This is a genomic window from Sandaracinaceae bacterium (assembly GCA_020633055.1).
Taxonomy (GTDB): domain Bacteria; phylum Myxococcota_A; class Polyangia; order Polyangiales; family Houyiibacteriaceae; genus JADJJE01.
The window spans coordinates 1-17,818 of the sequence record JACKEJ010000015.1; the positions used below are offsets into that span (position 1 = coordinate 1).

Below are 17,818 nucleotides of genomic sequence, written 5' to 3' on the forward strand. Positions count from 1 at the left end.
GATGGGCGCCGCACGCGGTCCCGACGACTTTGCCGTGTCGGACATGGCGGTCTACGTGGAGCGGGCGCTCATGGCGGCGGCCGGGACATACCCGCGCGACGCCGCCTTTCAGTCTCAGGGCGAGGTCCTGTTGATCTTGGGCGCCCACACGTGGCTGGGCGGGGCCGCCCGGGTAGCGTGGATCCACGCAGCGGTTGCGGCGGTGGCGGCCTCGGTGGTGCCGCGCACGGCCGCGCGACTCGGGCTCGGCGCACGCGGTCAGGCGCTCACGGGCCTGGTGGCGGCCACCTGGTTTCCCACGGCCATGTACACGCAGCTGTATCTCGGAGAGTCCGTGGCTGCATCGCTCACCCTGATCGCGGCGGCCACGTGGCTGGATGCGTTCGTCGGACGCGCGGGTTCTGGGGTGTCGGGTTCTAGCCCAGCGGACGTAGCGTCGGTTGGCCCCCCATGGCATCAGGCTGTCGCAGGTCTCGCGCTGGGGCTGGCCTGCGTGTTCCGCCCGAACCTGCAGCTCACGGTCGTGCTCGCTGTGGCTTGGATAGGGTGCGCGGGTCGACGCCACCACGCGGCGTTCTTCACTGGAGGCGCGACGATCGGGCTGGCGTTCGCGTACGGGGTCACGCGCGCACTGATCCCGGACGGGCACGGCCTCGCCGAGAACGGAGGCTTCAACTTCTACATGTCGGTGGCGCCCATCCGGCAGCTCGCCAGCACTTCGGCCGGAGGCGGGTGGGCCCCGATCGTGAACGCGGCGCTCTACTCCGAGGCCGTCACGACGGACGTCCCGCTGACGGACTCCGGGTACTTCTATGCCGAGGCGTGGCGGCTGGTGACAGATCACCCGGGCGCGGCGCTCGTACGCTGGGGCACGAACCTGTGGTGCAGCACCGGCGCGGTGATGACGTTTCCGGGCTTCGAGGGCGACGCGGGCGACACGCTCCTCTCGGTGTGTGCGGTAGCGAGCGCGGTCGCGGCGGTGGTCGGAGGGGTGGGAGCCGCCTACCGTGGGACGAGCGCCCAGCGAGCCCTGGTCTTGGTGGCGATCACGAGCAGCGTGATCACCTGCGCGTTGTTCATGGGTACGCCGCGCGCTCGGTATCCCTTTGACGTGATCTTCCTGCTGTGTGGCGCCGCGCAAGTCTCGCGGCTCTTCCGACGTCGCGTGCCAACCGGGTCCGACTCCGCGCGCCGAGGAGGTTGACCATGCCTCGATGCATGCGAGAGTCGCTCCAACGAGGAGGTCGGCGATGCCCGCGTGGTTCGGATTCGTGTTGCTCGCAGTCGTGGTGAGTGGATGTGGTCAAGGTACGGACAGCGCGCGTGTGCGCGACGAGCCACCTCCCGCGAGCGCGCCCAGTGGTCCCACCGAAGCCGCGCATGAGCCGTCTGCGGAGACCCCTCGCGCTTCCCTCGCCCCCACGGCGCCTGCGTTGCCTGTCCCACGCGACGTCGCGGTCGACCTCGTCGCGCGCGAGAAGACTGCGTGCGCCGTGTTCCAGGGTGGCGCTGTGCGCTGCTGGGGCTTCGGCGGACAGGGCGAGCAGGGTCGCGGGCCTACGCAGTGCCTGACGGGGACGGCCGAGGTGTCCGGCATCGCCGACGCGCAGCAGTTGGTCGGCGGAACCGACTACGCGTGTGCGAAGCACCGCGACGGTCGCGCGAGCTGCTGGGGTTCTCAGCGCATCTACGGGTTCGACAGCATCGCGTTCGACCAGGCGGAGGCGGGATCGATCGTGCCCTATCGCGTGCTCGCGGTCTCGGACGCGACGTCCATCACCCTCGGCAACTTCCCCGTCACCCGCGACACACTCTGCTGGCTTCAGCCGAGCGGGGCGCTGCGCTGCAACCACGGGGACTCGGAGACCCGCCTCGAGAACTACGAGACGTCGATGCCCGACGCCGTCGCGCTGCTGACACTGGGGACCATGCCTTGCGCGCGGTCGGCGACGAACCGACTGACCTGCCTCGCGCGCGGGAACGACGGCCGTGAGCAGCGCCCGACCTTCGAGCACGTCGTGCACGCTGCGGGCCGCGGGTCGACTGGCTGCCTCGTGTACGAGGACGGCGGCGTCGCGTGCGGGGATGCGCTGCGCGAGCTCGTGTTCAACAGGGTGCCCGACGCGCGTGACATGGTGTCCGTCGCCGTGGGGACGGAGTTCGCCTGTGGGCTGACGCACAACGCGCGTGTCGCCTGCTGGGGGGCGCACGCGCTCGGGAACGGGACCATCGATCCATCACCGACTCCGGTCATCGTCGAGGGCCTGCGCGACGTCGCGCAGGTGGTGGCCGGCGGGCTCTACGCGTGCGCGCGGACGCGAACTGGCGAAGTCTGGTGTTGGGGTGCGATGGGCGACGGGTCGCTCCCATACACCGGGCGGACCGACCCGGAGGCCCTCGCGCGTGCGCCAGTCGACGTGCCCAACCTGGTGGATGTCGCTGCCGTCGCTTCGTCGGACACGTACTCGTGCGCAGCGACCTCACGCGGCGAGGTGCGCTGCTGGGGCGCGGTTCCGGTGGGGTCGCGGCGCGTGATCACGCCCACCCCCACCGTCATCGAGGGCGTGGCCGACGTCCGCATGATGGCGCTGCTGCCGCGTCTCGCGTGCTTCCTGACGGACACTGGGGTCGCGTGTATCGGCGCGGACGCGACGACGGGCCCGTCGTCGGAGCGCACTCCCGGCGGTCGTCTCCACGTGGCCCAAGCGCGGGCCGGCGTGCGAGCCGACCGACTGGTGACCGCGTTCGGCGCCATCTGTGCGCGGACCGGAACCGCGTCGTGGGACTGCTGGGGTCACTCCGAGCGCGCCCCCGTCCCAGCGGCGTCGGTGTCGGCGGCGCTCGAAGGCCTGGTCAGCGTCGAGCACATCGAGCGCCACGTGGTGCGCGGCGTGAACGAGGCACGTGGAGAGGTGGTGATCTCGGCTCGAGCAGGCCAAGACGGGGGCCAAGCGCTCGTCCGCGGCATGGGGGTGCCCGTCGCGTTCGACGCAGACGGCGGGGTCGAAGACGAGCTCCCGTCGAACACGCCCTCGTACGGCGCCGAGTTCGCGTGCACCATCCAAGAGAGCGGTCTGGTGGCGTGCTGGGGAAGCAACGCTCGCGGCCAGCTGGGGCGCAACATGCGCCGTGACGCGAGACCCACCGCGATCCCCATCACGTCCCTCGGTCGCGCCCGAGCGGTCGCCGCGGGAGCGCACCACGTGTGCGCCCTGCGGGATGCGGGGACCGTCGCGTGCTGGGGCGATGACACGTACGGGCAGCTGGGGCAGGGCACGGTCCGGCGCACCGAGCGACCCGCGCGCGTCGACTTCGACGCGCCGTGCGTGGAGGCCCCGCTCGACCCCCTGCCCCGCTAGCAGCCCGTTGAAGAACTACCCTTTCTATCGCGCTAGCAACCGGGGCTCAATTGCCGCACGGTGAGGGAGCAGAACCTCGATGGTTCTGCGACCGAGGCGTGCGGCAAGTGGGCCTCGGGCTGCAAGCGAGAGGAAGGGAAGGTTCTTCAACGGGCTGCTAGCGGCGACCGGGTCCGAGGAGTGCGAGGGGCGTACGAGGAGCCGACGTGCGTTTGTGCTATCCCTCGGCCATGCAGGAGGTGTCACCTTGAAGGACATGCGAGCGAGGCGATACGGGGCCCTGGTGGTGGTGGGCTGTCTCGGCGCAACGCTGCTCGCGGCGGCGTGCGCAGGGCGCGAGTCTCCGCCGACAGTGCCGTCCCCCGCGCCGGTGCGACTCCCGGCGCTCGGCTACGCGCACCGGCTGCACGCCGACGAATACATGCTGTGTGACGAAGGGCCCGAGGGACGTCTCCGTTGCTATGGGCTCACCCCACTCCAGACCGACGAGGAAGGCTGGGTCACGTTCGCGGACGGCTTCAGCAGCGTCTCGATGGGGGCTGCGCAAGTCTGCGGACTGAGGGCGGGCCGGGTCGTGTGCTGGGGAGACAACGCCGTCACCCCGTCGGACGACACGCACCTCGCGCTGTGCACCGCAGCGTCCTTCCATGATGAGGACCGCGTGCGCGAGGTCGCGGTCAGCGGGGCGATGGGGTGCATCGTCACGGACAGTCGGACGGTCCGCTGCTGGGGCGACGAGTCGGAGTCGACGAGTCCCACGACCGCCGTGGGCCTCGTCGAAGGCGCCCACGGGTTGTCGGTCTCTCTCTGGCAAGGGTGCGCGCTGACGTCCGACGGCGTGCGCTGCTGGGGTAGCTCCATCATGGACGACGAGATCGCGACCCTCGAACACAGCTACCGCGTGGACGTGCCGGACCCCGCCCAAGTGGTGGTGGGTAGCGACTCGGCCTGCGCCCGAAGCTCCGATGGACGGGTTTTCTGCTGGGGCCACGACTACAACGGCTCTCTCGGCCGCGGAGCCGTCACGACCTACGCACGCCTCGGCGTAGAGCGCGTCGATGGCATTCAGGCCGTCGACTTGGTGGGGTCCGAGCGAACCGTGTGTGCTCGCGGTGAGGACGGGCGGACCTATTGTTGGGGCGACAACGCGCGCGGGCAGCTGGGCCTCGGCCACACGCGGCGCGTGGACACGCCCACGCACGTACCAGCACTGGATGGAGCGCTGGATGTCGCACCTGGTCTGGACTTCATCTGTGCGCGCTTCGCACAGGACGGCATCCGCTGCGCGGGTGACCTGGCGCCGCTGCAGTTCGAGGCCGTCCCCGAGGAGCACGGTCCCGCAGCCCTGCGGGGCGTTACGGCCACTGCCGTCTTCACGTCCGAACAGACCACGTGTATACGGGCCGCCACCGGGCTGCGCTGCTTCGGGGGCGCACAGACGGACAGCCGCGGATACGAGGAGGCCGTCGCAGGTTGGGACCCGGGTGTCCTTGACCCCGACGAGATCGCCGACCTCTACATCTACCTCGACGAGCCCTGTGTCCGTTGGCGTGATGGTCGGCTTGCCTGCCGGCGTGACGACGCGCGGTTCGAGCGTACGGGGACGCTGGCGCTCACGGCCGACAGCGCGGTCGTGTGCTTCGTGGATTCCACACGCCACGTCCACTGTGCGCACCGCTACGACACCGACGCTCCCGTCCCCGTCGCTGGTCTCGAGGACGCCGCGCTGATCGCGATGGACGCGGGGCGTGTGTGCGCCGTGTCGACTCGAGGGGCCCTGGCCTGCGCTCACATGCGCGCGGGACGAGGCGAGCCCGCAGACACGCTCCGAGCCGGCTTCACGGACATCCGCGCCCTCGCCCTCGCGGGCAACCAGACCTGCGTGGTGCGCCAAGGCGGCGAGCTCGTGTGCTGGGAGGGGGTGGCGCGCTACGAGGGCACGATCAACGGCATCTCGACCGTGGCGCATGGCGTCGACCAGATGTGCGTGCTGCAGGAGGGTCGCGTGCGCTGCATCGAGTTCGTCGACGGCCGGATGTCGCTGGGTCCAGCCGTGCCCGGCGTCGACGCGGTGGTCCAGCTGTCGACGGGCTTGGGACACTTCTGCGCGCGCCGCGAAGACGGCGAGGTGCTCTGCTGGGGGAGAAACCGGTACGCACAGCTGGGACGGTCGCTGCCGGCGCTGCGCCTCGACTTCGTGCGCATCCCGGACGTCGAGGTGACTCCCGTGCGAGCGGCCAGCTTCGAGTGCCGCGAAAACGAAGACGACGTGTATTGACCCGCGTCGCAGTCCGTCAGCGCCGCGCACGCCGAAGTCTCCGCCCACGAGCCAGTTTCATGGAGGAGTCGACGGCGCCGAGCTACGCGGCCACCGCCAGCGCGACGGCATCCGGCCCCGCAGGAAAGCGCAGCTGTCCCGAGGTGTCGGTGGCCGCGCGGTACACGGCCTCGGCGACGTCCGTCTCGCGCGTGTGCTCTGCGGGCGCGGCATAGGCGGCGAACACCTGCTGCACGAAGGGCGCGTATGCCTCGGGCATGTCGCCGCCCGCGCGCGCGCCCGTGTTGCTCGCGAAGGCCGTCGTCGCGCAGTAGCCGGGCTCCACGAGCTTCGCCCGAATGCCGAGCCCTTCCAGCTCGAAGGCGAGCGACGCGGTGAAGCCCTCGATGGCCATCTTGCTGGCGGTGTAGGCCGCGACGAGTGGCATGGGCGCGAGGGTGGCGCTGGAGGTGACGTTCACGATCACGCCGGAGCCCTGCGCGCGGAAGCGGGGCAGCGCGGCGTGCGTCATCGCCATGGTGCCGAAGGTGTTGGTCTCGAAGACCTCGCGCAGCGCTGCGAGCGGCATGGCCTCGAAGGGCCCGAAGGCCCCGATGCCCGCGTTGTTCACGAGGACGTCCAGCGGGCCGGCCTCGTCGAGGCAGCGCGCGATGCTCTCGGGGTCCGTCACGTCGAGGCGCATCAGGCGCAGCCGCTCGGACGATGGGAGGAGCTCGGGCCGAGGGTGGCGCATCGTCGCGACGACGTTCCAGCCACGCGACAGAAAGTGCCGCGCCGTCTCGAGCCCGTAACCAGAGGAAGAACCGGTGATGAGTGCTGTGTGCATGCACCCTGAGTAGCGCCCTGTTCACGGACTATCTATAATGCTTCGTCCATCTTTCATTATCGATCGTCCAGCCATGAGTGATCCCCTCTCCGAGCTCATCAGCCTGCTCCGGCCCCGCACGGTGTTCTCCAAGCCCATCAGCGGCGCGGGCCGCTGGGCGGTCCGCTACTCGGAGTTCGGTCAGCCCAGCTTCTGCACGGTGCTGGAGGGGAGCTGCCGGCTCGTGGTCGACGGTCACGGCGCGCTGACGCTCGAAGCGGGTGACTTCGTGCTGCTGCCCGCGACCCCGGGGTTCACCATGTCGAGCTTCCAGCGCGCCACCCCCGTGCACGTGGACCCACGCGCAGAGCCCCCCGCCACGGCCGAGGTGCGGCACGGGCGCGCGGGTCCGCCCGACGTGCGCCTCCTGGGAGGCTACTTCGTGTTCGACTCCCCGGACGCCGCGCTGCTGGTCTCGCTCCTGCCGCGCGTGGTGCACGTGCGCAACGCCGAGCGCCTCGCGCTGCTCGTGCGCCTGGTCGACGAAGAAGCGCGCGGCCAGCTCGCGGGGAGCGACTTCGTGCTCTCGCGCTTGGTGGACGCGCTGCTGGTCGAAGCGCTGCGGTCCGCGACGGGGGAGGACGCACCGCCCGGGCTCCTGCGGGGCCTCCACGACGAACGCCTGGCGCCCGCGCTGAGACAGATGCACGCGGACGTCACGCGTGCATGGTCCGTCGGAGAGCTCGCCAAGGCCGCGGCCCTGTCGCGCTCGGGGTTCTTCGACCGCTTCACGCGCACCATGGGCGTGCCTCCGATGGAGTACCTGCTGGCGTGGCGCATGGCCCTCGCGAAGGAGCTCTTGCGGGAACACGACGTGGCGCTGACCGACATAGCCACGCGCGTGGGCTATGGCTCGGCGAGCGCGTTCAGCACCGCGTTCAGCCGGCACGTGGGGATGCCGCCCAGCCACTACGCGCAGGCGCACGCGTGACTCGCGTCGCAGGCGCCTCGGAAGCCGGGCCAGGCGCACGCCAGCAGGCGCGCAGGCAACCGCGAGGCGGCGGGCAGCGTTCACGTCAGCGGCGCGCTCAGGCCAGCGGTTCGCTCGCGGGCGACGTGCGGCGGTAGGTCGCGGCCTGACCGCACGCCCGTCCCTCTGCGTCGAGCAGGTTCCACACGGTCACGTCTTCGATCCAGAAGCGCCGGCCCGACTTCGCGATGCGCAGCCCCCGATAGCCGCTCGCGTACCCCTTCTCTGCGACCGAGCTGAGCAGCGCTTCGCGCTCGGCGCGGTTGGGCGCCTCGGCAGACAGACGTGAGGGCATCCCGATCAGCTCGTCCCAGGTGTACTCGAAGCAATTCAGCGCGGCACGGTTGGCGTAGACGAAGCGCGGGTCGGCCTCGTCGTTGTGCGCGAGCACGCAGTAGGGCGCGCTCTCGTCGAGCCAGCGCGCGAGCTCGAGGGGGTCACGCTCGCCGGGTTCCAGCGGCTCGCCGAGCAGGCGTTGGTACGAGTCGACGATGGCGGCGAGGGGCGCGAGGCTGTGCGGCGGGGCCATGGGCGGGGATGATAGCGGAGCTCGGCGCCCCGTCTCGCGTCGAGGCTACGGCCCGCTCAGGGTCTCGGGGCGGGGCGGAATCTCCGGGAAGCCCGGCAGGACGCTGCCCGTGAAGCGGGACGGGTCGGCGACGTCGAGGGTGGCCAGCGTAGCGAGCGCGTCCTCCGCGGCGGCCGCGTCGTTCGCCAAGGTGGCGTGGGTCAGGCGCGTCGCCGCCGCGCGCACCTCGAGACCAGCGCTGGCGTAGCCCACGGCGGCCTCGTCGAGCAGCGCGAGGGCGTCGGGGCCGTTGCCTTCCTGGTGGGCGCAGGCCGCCAGCACCGCGTGACGGTTGGCGGCGCCGAACGCGGTGCGAGGGCGGGCGCCGAGGTTCTTGGCCAGCACCCTGCGCGCGAGCTTGCGAAGCGCCGCGGCGTCGCGTCCCTCGAGCGTGCACGAACGCCCGACGGCGGCCGCCGCGCGCAGCCAGCCGTAGAACTCGCGACCCACCGGGAGCATGAGCAGGCCCGCCTTCTTGAGCCGTGGCCACTGCTGCTCCATGCGCGCGTGGGCCGAGACTGCGTCGCCGAGATAGAGGTCGGTGCGCGTGCTGAGCGTGAGCCCCGCGAACTCCACGTACATGTCCGTGTCCGACGAGAGGGCCTGCGCCCGCTCGCGGTGCTCACGCGCCAGGTCGGGGCGGCCAAGGCCCAGGTGCGCGAAGCCCGCGTCGACGTAGGCGGCGGCCTCGGCGAAGGGGTTGCCGACGTCGCGGGCCTCCGCGATGGCCTGCTCCGTGCGGCGCAGCAGCTCCTCGAAGCGGTCCAGGTAGCGCAGGTTGGTGGACACCAGCACCTGCGCGCCCTGACGCTGCGCGGCCACGTTGCGCCCGCGGCTGAGGTGCCGCACGGCTGCTTCCTGCTCGGCCAGTCCCGTGGACCAGTCGTCGTTCAGGAAGGCGGCCACACCGCGCGCATAGGCGGTGACGCCCAGCGCCTCGGGCGTGCCCTGCTGAGCGGCGAGGGCGTTCGCGCGCGCGAGGGCTCCGTCGGCCTGCTTCCAGCCCAGGTTGGACAGGAACATGCCCATCATGGCCAGGCCGTCGATGGCGCGGCGCGCGTCCCCGGCCTTCACGGCCAGCTCGTAAGCGTCCAGGTAGAAGTAGAGCGAGCGCACCAGGTCGGGCATCGTCAGGCTGTGCCCGAGCGCCGAGCTGACCTCGATGCGCCGCGCGACGCTGGCGGGGATGCTCTCGGGGGGGCGCTCCTCGAACGCGTCGGCGCGCAGCCAGATGCGCCCCATGCGCGCGAAGACGCTGGCGTTGATCATCATCGCGGAGCGCGGCACCGAGAGACCCACGCGGCGGGTGACGCGCCGGAGCAGGGGCTCGCCCTCGGCCATGGCCGCACACGTGAAGTAGCCCTGGGCGGCGCGCAGCTCGAGGTCGAGGGCCTCCTCGGCGTCGGTCGCGGCGTCCGCCAGCGCAGCGTAGATGGCGGCGCCCTCCTTGCAGCGCCCGACGTTGATGAGCGCCGCCGCGCGCTTCTTCTCGGTCTCCCGCACCACGCTCGGGCTGGCATCCGTGTCCCACGCGAGGGCGCGCCCGTAGAGCTCCGCGGCCTCGTGGAAAGCCAGCGCCGCCGCCGCCTCGTCTCCTGCGCGGCGCGCGTGGTGCGCTGCACGCGCGAGCTCGCCCGCTTCGGCAAAGTGCGTCACCAGCGTGCGCGCCGGGGCGGCCGCAGCCTCGAGCGCGAGCGCGAGCGTGCCGTGGTGCGCGGCGAGGCGCTCGGCCTCGATGGCGTCGACCACGGCGGCCCGAATGCGGTCGTGGTAGGCGACGAGCAGCTCCTTGTCGCCAGCCTGCTGCGTGCGGAGCAGCTTGCTGGCGCGCAGCCGCCCGACGTTCACGCGGCTGAGGTTGTCGACCCCCAGGGCCTGCGCCGCCACACGACGCTCGAGCGGCACGCCGGCCACCGAGACCAGCTCCAGGAGCGTGCGAGCCTCGGCGCTGAGGTCGTCGACGCGCCGCCGCAGCACCTCGGCGAGCAACAGCTGACGGTCGGCGCTGTCCGGCGTGCGGCCGACCTCGGACGTGAGCCACACGCCGCTGGCCTCCTCCGCGTGCCGCGCCAGCTCTTCGATGAACAGGGGGTGCCCAGCGCCCTCGTAGGCGATGCGCACGGCCAGCTCGGAGTCTGCCCCTTCGGACGGCAGGAGCCGCGCGACGAGGGCCACGGCGACCTCGGGCGGGAGCCCGGTGAGGGGCAGGTGCAGGCGCACGATGTCCGACTCGGAGCCGAGGCGCGCGAGCAGAGCGCGCAGGAACGGGCTGGTGGCGCGCTCGTCCCCGCGGAACGCGACGACCCAGAACACGGGCGGCGCCCCGGGCGCTCGCATGAGGTCGACCAGCACGTCCGCGCTCTCTGCGTCGCCCCACTGCACGTCGTCCACGAACACCACCACGGGGCTCTCGCGCGTCATGCGGAAGAGCAGCTCACGCAGCGCCGCGAACCCACGCCGCTTGGCGACGATGGGGTCCTCGACCAGCGGCTCGAAGTGCGCGGCGGTGGCGGCGTCGACGGCCTGCCCGAAGACGGGGAAGAGGCGCGCCAGCTCGCGCGCGTGCGGTGGCAGCAGCGCCGCTGCGCGGGGCCCGCTCTGCTTGCCGAGATAGGCGCTCAGCTCGTCGACCACCGCGTCGACCGTCTTGTACGGGACGAAGTCCTGCTCGTAGCAGCGGCCACGCAGGACGAACGCCCGCTCGTCGCGCGCGACCTCACCCAGCACGTGGTCGATCAGGGCGCTCTTGCCCATGCCGCTCTCGCCCTCGACCAGCGCGACCGCAGGCTCGCCACGCTCACGGCAACGCAGAAAGGCCTCCTGCAGTGCGGCGAGCTCCGGCTCGCGGCCGACGAAGGCGCGGCTGGGGTCGTCGGCGGGCACCACGGGACGCGGCGCCTCCATGCGCGCGAGACGCGCCATCACCGTGGCCGCATCGGGGCGCTCTTCCGGGTCGACGGCCAGCAGCTCCATGCACAGCTCGGCGAGGTCCTCGGGCACCGCCGGGTTGCGCGTGCGAGGACCGGGCGCGCCGCCGTGGATCTTCGACCACAGCAGCGTGTGCACGTTGTCGTGCATGTACGGGAGCACGCCCGTCAGCACCTCGTACAGCATCACGCCCAGCGCGTAGACGTCGCTGCGCGGCCCAGCGGGTCGGCCCGTGACCTGTTCGGGGGCCATGTACAGCGGGGTCCCGACGATGGCGCCCTCGACGTGCTCGGCCCCGCCCGCCCCGAGCTCGGTGACGAGCCCGAAGTCGAGCACGACCGCCCGCCCCGCCTTGCTCACCAGCACGTTGTGCGGCTTCAGGTCGCGGTGGAGCATGCCCTCGGCGTGGAGCGCCACCAGGGCGCGCGCCACCTGCGCGAACACGGCGCGCACCGCCTCCCAGTCGCGCTCGACCCAAGGCCCCGCGAGCACAGGCCGGGTCGTGGAGGGGGAGCCCTCGACGTGCGCCGCGGCCTCGAGCGTCGGGTCGCCGCCGGGCCCGAACCCCATGCTCGCGCCGTCGAGGGTCTGGACCAGCGTGCTCGACCCGAGCCCCGCGGTCGCCATGCCGGCGCCGAAGTGCTCGACCAGCGGCGCGCCCTCCACCAGCTCCATGACGAGGTACCACTCGCCCTCGGACACGAACAGCTCGTGCAAGGCCACGAGGTTCGGGTGGCTCGTGCGGGAGAGGGCGCGGAACTCCTTCTTGAAGCGGTACAGGGCGCGCGCGTCGGAGTGGTGCAGCCGCTTCAACGCGACGCGCACGGCTCGGACGCGGTCGTACGCAGCGTAGACCGTGCCATAGCTCCCCGTGCCCAAGAGGAACTCGATCTCGTAGCGCTCTCCGACACGCTCCACGCTCTCGTGCATGACCATCCCGACCCGCAGCCTATCCGATTGCCGAAATTGCGGGGTGACGGAAGTGAACGGACCGATGACGGTCGTGGCGACGAGTTCGAGTATGCTGCGCGGCATGCTGCTCACCGCTCCCTCGGCGCTCCTCTCGCGTCGGCGCATCCGCCGGACGGGGCTGCCGACGCCCTGGCCGGAGCACCCCGTGCGCCAGCTGGTGCGCTGGGCCAGCGACATGGACGGGTTGCTCGCGGACGTGCGCGCAGGAGAGGCCGGGGCCTACACCCTCGACCTGTGGGGTCACGGGCTGGTCGCGGTGTTCACCTCGGAAGAGGCGCGGCGCGCCGTCATCAAGGGCAGCGCGGAGGACTTCGGACACGCGAACGACCTGGCTGCCCTGTTCGTGGGGCCCTCGTCGCTGCTGCTGCTGGACGGTGAGAAGCACGCGGCCGCGCGCCGCCGCACGATGGCCGTGATCGCAGGCGACGGCCTGATGGCCTACGGCGCGACCATGGCCAGCATCGCCGACGCGTGGGTCGACAGCCTCGACGTGGGGACTACGACCGAGGCGTTGGTGGGGGCGCAGTGGATGACCCTCGACGTCATCCTCCAGACCGTGTTCGGCATGCAGCCGGGCCCGGCGTACGACGCGCTGCACCGCTTGGCCCGCGAGTTCATGGAAGGGGGGCGTGGCACAGCGGGCAACCTCGCGTCCATGCTGCTGCCGGCCGCGACGGTGCGGCGCCTGATGGTGGGGCGCCGCGGGCCCGACATGACGCTGCTACCGGAGCCTGTGCTGCTGCGCGCGCTGGGGGGCGCGCGGGGCGTGCGCGAAGCGCGCGAGCTGGTGGACCGCCTGATGGACCAGGTCCGCGAGCGGCGCGCTCACCTCGACGACGGCGGCACCGACGCTCTCGCGCGCATCCTGCGCCACGCCAGCGACAAGGGGACCGCGCTTGGTGACGCCGAGCTGGTGGACGAGCTGCTCACCCTGCTGCTGGGCGGGCACGAGACCACCGCCGTCGCGCTCGGCTGGCTGCTGTACCGCCTGGCAGGTCAGCCCGACGCCTGGGCGCGTGCACGCGCCGAGCTGGACGAAGCGTTCGGCGACGGTCCGCTCGACGCGCGCCGTGCGGCACGTCTCCCGTACCTGAGCGCCGTCGTCGAAGAGAGCCTGCGGCTGGACGGGCTCACCCTCGGGGTCATGCGCCGCACGCGACGCGACCTCACCATCGACGGATACGCGATCCCGGCGGGCACGCTCGTGAACGCGCAAGTGCGGCACGCGCACCTCGATCCCGAGCGCTTCGCAGAGCCTCTCGCGTTTCGTCCCGAGCGCCTGCTGGGCGAGCGCCTGTCACCGCTGGACTACGCGCCCTTCGGCGGCGGGTACCGGCGTTGCGTCGGCGCGGCCTTCGCCACCTTCGAGCTGAGCACGCTGGCAGCCGCGATCATACGGCGCGTGGAGCTGCGCGTGCCCGAGGGGCTCACCGTGGAGCGCGTGCAGTACGGGCCCTTCCCGGGCCCCAGCAACGCCATCCCGCTCGAGGTGCTGAGCCGCCGCTGAGTGCGGTCCTTTGGCACCGGGAGCAGGTTCTCGACGTGCGGGCACGGCGGCCCGATCGCCGTCGCCCTCGCGCACCAACTTCGCTCATCGGCGACCGGTTCGACGACAACACGCTACAGGCCGAGAGCCGCGAGGTGCGGGTCGAAGGTCTGCCGGTGATCCACGGCGGCCAGACCAGCCGCACCGTCCAGGCCAAGTTGGCCGACCTCGACTCGCAGGACGCCATCGAGTCCGCCTCCAGGCTCCGCCTTTGCTAGAAAGAGTGGGAGCCCCTTCGTGGCTCACCCCTTGCGGACACGGAGGGCCTCATGCCCAGGGCGCTAGTTCGTCCACACGCCGGGGCGCGTAGCGAGGTCGCCGACGGCTGGCGCCACCTGCGCGGTGCTGCTGTACCAGAAACCCGTGAAGGCCTGCGCGAGGGGCGCGTTCCCAGCAGCATCGCCTCCCCAGTGCCACACCTCCATGTCGAAGCGCAGAGATTCATGGAAGTCGATCGCGTCCAAGTGGTGGAAGCGGTAGTTCCACCAGGTGCCACCGAGGTTCTCCCCCCGACCACAGATGTCGTTGCCCCGCCCCACGTCTGCCTCGGGCTGACCGTGGAAGGACGCAAGGAACACCTCCGAGGAGGCCCATGCGTACCCGAAGTAGTCCTCGGTTCCGGTCCCGAAGAGGCGCGGGAACGGCTCGTCGTCCACCCAGACCTTCTCGTCCCCTTCGCCCCACCAGCAGCGCGAGCGGTTGGTCATCGCCATCACCAGGCCAACGAAGTAGCCTTCGCCCGACTCGATGGTGACGGCACGTTGGTCGGAGAGGTTCTCCACGACGTCTGGGTTGCGCTGCCACTGCGCATGGAAATAGTGCGCACCCTCGAAGGGAGCCGGTTCGACCGTGTAGCGTAGCCGAAGCTCCCGGCCGGACTCGGCGGTGGGTGCCGTCACACGCAGCTCGGCCCCCTCGCGAAACGGCATGCGGAAGCGAGTGCACCACTCTGCGGTGGATGCGTCGTAAGACGTGTAGAAGGTCGTCGCCGACGTGTCCTCTGCAAGTCCCGCGAAGAAGTCGCGCAGCGGGACACGCGCCGTCGTGACGCCATCGAAGGTCAGCTCGAGCACGGTGCCCGTGCTGTCGAGGGGGCTCTCGCTTCCGAGGCAAAGCGCGCGCAGCTCTGCGCCCCCATCTGGAGCGATCCAGGCGTGCGACGCAGACGTCTCCGACCAATCGACGACAGCAGATTCCGCGGGGGCGGCGTGAGGCGCTGCGAGCGCGGTGGTGGCTTCCTCCAACGCCGAAGCGGGGACATCCGCAGGATCGAAGCTCGCGACGCAGATCCCAGTCTCATAGGCCTTGATGGACGCCTGCCAGAACAGAGGCTCCGCGCCGTCCCCCTCCTCGTGGGTGACACGCAAGTAACGCTCGAACGGGATCGGTACGTACAGGTTGGCGCCGTACTCGCCCGGTGCGCTGATGGTCACGCTGTATGCGAACGCTGCCCCCAGCGTGTTCGCTTCGCTGAGGAACGCCTCCATGGGCACTTCGATGCGGGGCACGTGCTCGTCGTCAATGTAGATGCGTAGCGTCCCGTTCGGGTTGGCGCTCCAGATTCTGACCAGCGCACCCGGCCCGTCGTGCTCCACCAAGACGCCGTGGCCGAAGCGGTCGTTCCCGAGGTACTCCCCCCGATCATAGTTTGCGAACCAGCCCTCGGAGCCGGGTCCAACGGATTGGCGATCATAGCTCGATGTGGCCAGCAGCGTGGATGGGAGCTCGGCCGGGCGGGGGGAGATCGGTTCCGTCAGGAGGCGCAACTCCTGGTCGAAGCCCGTGTCGAACGTCTCACACGGAACGAGCACTGGGCTGTCCGCGTCACACCCCAGGAGCCCCATCAGACACATGACCGTCAGACTCCGAGTGTTGAATCGACACGGCGATCCGGTTCCTTGCATGCTCCCCATGTATCCGAGCCAAGACGCCCACGCCAACACAATGCGCGACCACGAGGAGTGTGGCCCTGACGCCTTGGGCGGTCGACGAAGCATCGACATGGGGACTTGTCTGCACAATAGGCCGTAGGTCAGCCACGCGGTCGACCTCACGCTGCGCCCCGGGGGGGCCTCCCGAGAGAGCGACGTGTTCTCGGCACCGCGCCTCCCGGCTGAGGCTCCGAGGCGGTCTTGACAGGGGGCCGTCCGTGGCTAAAAAGAGAACTCAAAGTTCTCTTTTCAATGCCTCAGCGACCGAAAGCCGAAGTCCGAGACGCCATCCTGAGCGCGGCCGCCGACACGTTCGCCGAGCAGGGCTTCCAGGGCGCCAAGCTGACCGACATCGTCGTGCGGGCGGGGACCTCCATCGGGAACCTCTACAAGTACTTCGCCAACAAGGACGAGCTGTTCGAGGCCTTCCTGCCGCCGGGTTTCGAGGCCCAGCTGACGCGGCTCATCCGCGCGCGCGTCGAAGCGCTGCGCGCGGAGACTGACGCCCTGTCGCTCGGCCCGGAGCACCCCTACCGGCACGCTGCGGACGAGCTCTCGCGGTTCGTGTTCGAGCATCGGGAGCGCGTGGTGTTTCTGCTCTGCCGCGCCGAGGGCACCGCGCACGCGGGCTTCGCGGACGCCACCGTGCGCCTCTTGGCGCGGCTAGCGCTGCACTACGCGCGCGCGGCTCACCCCGACTTCGAGGCCACCCCTTCCGCGCGCCGGGCGCTGACGCGCATCTACCGCGCCTACGTCGCGACCCTGGGCGTGTTGCTCCAGGAAGAGCGCAGCGAGGGCGCCCTGCGCGAGGCCGTCGCGCTGCAGACCACCTATCACCTGTCCGGGCTCGAGGCCCTGTTTCGCCGCTCCGAGCCCCGTCGGATCGAAGGAGAACGGTTCGTATGAAGCTCACTACGTCGGTTCCTCGCGGCCTCGCCAAAACGCGCTCCCTCCTCGACAGCTTGGTCGCCATGCCCGACCTCGCCCCCGCGCTGCGCTCCCTCCCGCCTCACGCGTTCGCTGCCCTCGTGCGCCGGGTCGGGGTGGAGGACGCCGGAGAGCTCGTCGCCCTCGCGACCACGCCGCAGCTCGTGCAGGCCTTCGACGAAGACCTCTTCGTCGCCGAACGCGCGGGCGACAGAGAGGCGCTGGACTCGCGGCGCTTCGCCGTCTGGCTCGAGGTGCTGCTCGAGGCCGGCGACGCGGTCGCGGCGCGCCGCGTCGCCGAGCTGGACGAGGACTTCGTGGCGCACGCGCTCGCGGGGATGCTCCTCGTGCTGGACGAAGACGCTCTGCGTCAGACACTGGACGATGCCGACGAGGACGAAGCCCGGCAGCTCGACAAGGAGCTCGAGGGCGCCCTCTCGGAGGACGTCGACGGCTACGTCCTGATCGCAAAGCAGCACGAGGGCTGGGACGCTGCCCTGTCGTTGATCCTGGCCCTCGACCGGGACCACCGCGCATTGCTCGTCCGGCTCCTCGACCGGCTCGCGGCGCTCGGGAGCGGCTATCTCGACGACCTCGACGACCTATCGGAGGTCCTCACCGAGGCCGAGTCCCTCGCGGAGGACGTCGAGGCCGCGCGGGACGGACGCCGGAGCGCGCAGGGATACGTCGAGCCACGCGCGGCGCGAGCGTTCCTGCAGCTGGCGCGCGGTCCGCGCGAGCAGGGGACCGACGCCGAGGCGCGCGACCCCCTCACGCGCGCCTACTTCCGGGAGTTGGGGCCCACGCAACCGACGCGCCTGTGGTCTACGTCGCCCCTCACGGGCGGCGTGCGGGCCCTGCCCGCCGAGGTCCAGCGTGCGCTGGAGGAGTACGATGGCGGTGGGGCGAGCCTCGCCGAGCTGGGGCGCTCCGCCACCGCCATGGCTGCCCTGGTGGGCGCGTTGCAGGACCTGAGCGAAGCGCAGCCGAGCGTCTTCGTGCAGCGGATGGAAGAGCTGGCGTACCTCGCCAACGTGCTCGTCGCGGGGCATCAGCGCGAGGGTCAGCGGATGCCGCCCGGAGCGGCGGCCGACGCCGCGCTGGCGACGGTGGGGTATGGCGCCGCCCTGGAGGCTCGGGCGGCGCTCCCCGCCAGGTCACGCAAGGGGTCCCTGCGTCTGGCCTGCACCCAGGCCGCCCTCGGGCGCGCACTCGCGGACCACGCGGCCGACCTCCTCTTCCGCAACGCCAGCGCCGCGCTGGCAACGGGGGCGGCGCCGGCCCTGTCCGGGTCCCGCGAGAGCGGCGTCCTGTACTCGGCGGAGCAGCTGGAGGCCGCGCTCGCGTGAGCCGTCCCGGGCTGGGCTCGATGACGAACGGCGGCGGCGGGCGGGAGACGGACGCCAGCTGCGCGACGCGCGCGCCCCACTCCAAGGCGCGGGTCACCGCCTGGGGATGGGGAATTGTCGGGATG

12 protein-coding genes are annotated in these 17,818 nt (G+C 71.3%); 8 read left to right on the forward strand and 4 right to left on the reverse strand.

What is annotated here, in order from left to right:
• From H6726_29920 to H6726_29930, 3 genes are all read left to right on the forward strand, one after another.
• The coding region (locus H6726_29920; GenBank protein ID MCB9661895.1) for a hypothetical protein at positions 1 to 1,204 on the forward strand (1,204 nt) is incomplete at its 5' end.
• Between the two features lie 46 nt (positions 1,205 to 1,250).
• Positions 1,251 to 3,359, forward strand: coding sequence for a hypothetical protein (locus H6726_29925; GenBank protein ID MCB9661896.1), 2,109 nt, complete (start codon positions 1,251 to 1,253; stop codon positions 3,357 to 3,359).
• Positions 3,360 to 3,615: 256 nt separating this feature from the next.
• A complete protein-coding gene (locus H6726_29930) occupies positions 3,616 to 5,637 on the forward strand; it encodes a hypothetical protein (GenBank protein ID MCB9661897.1) in 2,022 nt (673 codons plus the stop codon).
• An 82-nt stretch (positions 5,638 to 5,719) separates the two neighbouring features.
• Here H6726_29930 and H6726_29935 read toward each other — a convergent pair whose 3' ends face one another.
• Entirely contained in the window at positions 5,720 to 6,463 is a 744-nt protein-coding gene (locus H6726_29935; GenBank protein MCB9661898.1) for an SDR family oxidoreductase, read from the reverse strand.
• A gap of 73 nt (positions 6,464 to 6,536) precedes the next feature.
• On the opposite strand from H6726_29935, the gene H6726_29940 reads away from it, so the two are divergent.
• On the forward strand, positions 6,537 to 7,433 hold the full coding sequence (locus H6726_29940) for an AraC family transcriptional regulator (protein MCB9661899.1): 897 nt from the start codon (positions 6,537 to 6,539) through the stop codon (positions 7,431 to 7,433).
• Between the two features lie 97 nt (positions 7,434 to 7,530).
• Here the strand turns inward: H6726_29940 and H6726_29945 are convergent, their stop codons facing one another.
• On the reverse strand, positions 7,531 to 8,001 hold the full coding sequence (locus H6726_29945; GenBank protein MCB9661900.1) for an MEKHLA domain-containing protein: 471 nt from the start codon (positions 7,999 to 8,001) through the stop codon (positions 7,531 to 7,533).
• 45 nt (positions 8,002 to 8,046) lie between these two features.
• Positions 8,047 to 12,003, reverse strand: a complete 3,957-nt coding sequence (locus tag H6726_29950) for a protein kinase (protein MCB9661901.1) — start codon at positions 12,001 to 12,003, stop codon at positions 8,047 to 8,049.
• Between H6726_29950 and H6726_29955 the strand changes: the two genes are divergently transcribed.
• Both H6726_29955 and H6726_29960 read left to right on the forward strand, forming a co-directional pair.
• A complete protein-coding gene (locus H6726_29955; protein ID MCB9661902.1) occupies positions 12,002 to 13,447 on the forward strand; it encodes a cytochrome P450 in 1,446 nt (481 codons plus the stop codon). The genes H6726_29950 and H6726_29955 overlap by 2 nt on opposite strands.
• A 35-nt stretch (positions 13,448 to 13,482) precedes the next feature.
• Positions 13,483 to 13,704, forward strand: a complete 222-nt coding sequence (locus tag H6726_29960) for a hypothetical protein (GenBank protein ID MCB9661903.1) — start codon at positions 13,483 to 13,485, stop codon at positions 13,702 to 13,704.
• A 63-nt stretch (positions 13,705 to 13,767) separates the two neighbouring features.
• Here H6726_29960 and H6726_29965 read toward each other — a convergent pair whose 3' ends face one another.
• Complete coding sequence (locus H6726_29965; GenBank protein ID MCB9661904.1) at positions 13,768 to 15,339, reverse strand: DUF2961 domain-containing protein; 1,572 nt, start codon at positions 15,337 to 15,339, stop codon at positions 13,768 to 13,770.
• Positions 15,340 to 15,669: 330 nt separating this feature from the next.
• Between H6726_29965 and H6726_29970 the strand changes: the two genes are divergently transcribed.
• Both H6726_29970 and H6726_29975 read left to right on the forward strand, forming a co-directional pair.
• The gene (locus H6726_29970; GenBank protein ID MCB9661905.1) at positions 15,670 to 16,323 is read left to right on the forward strand and encodes a TetR/AcrR family transcriptional regulator; all 654 of its coding nucleotides are present in this window, start codon (positions 15,670 to 15,672) and stop codon (positions 16,321 to 16,323) included.
• Positions 16,320 to 17,693: a hypothetical protein gene (locus H6726_29975; protein MCB9661906.1), complete on the forward strand. Its 1,374-nt coding sequence runs from the start codon at positions 16,320 to 16,322 to the stop codon at positions 17,691 to 17,693. The genes H6726_29970 and H6726_29975 overlap by 4 nt, the downstream gene beginning before the upstream one ends.
• Positions 17,694 to 17,818 lie beyond the last annotated feature (125 nt).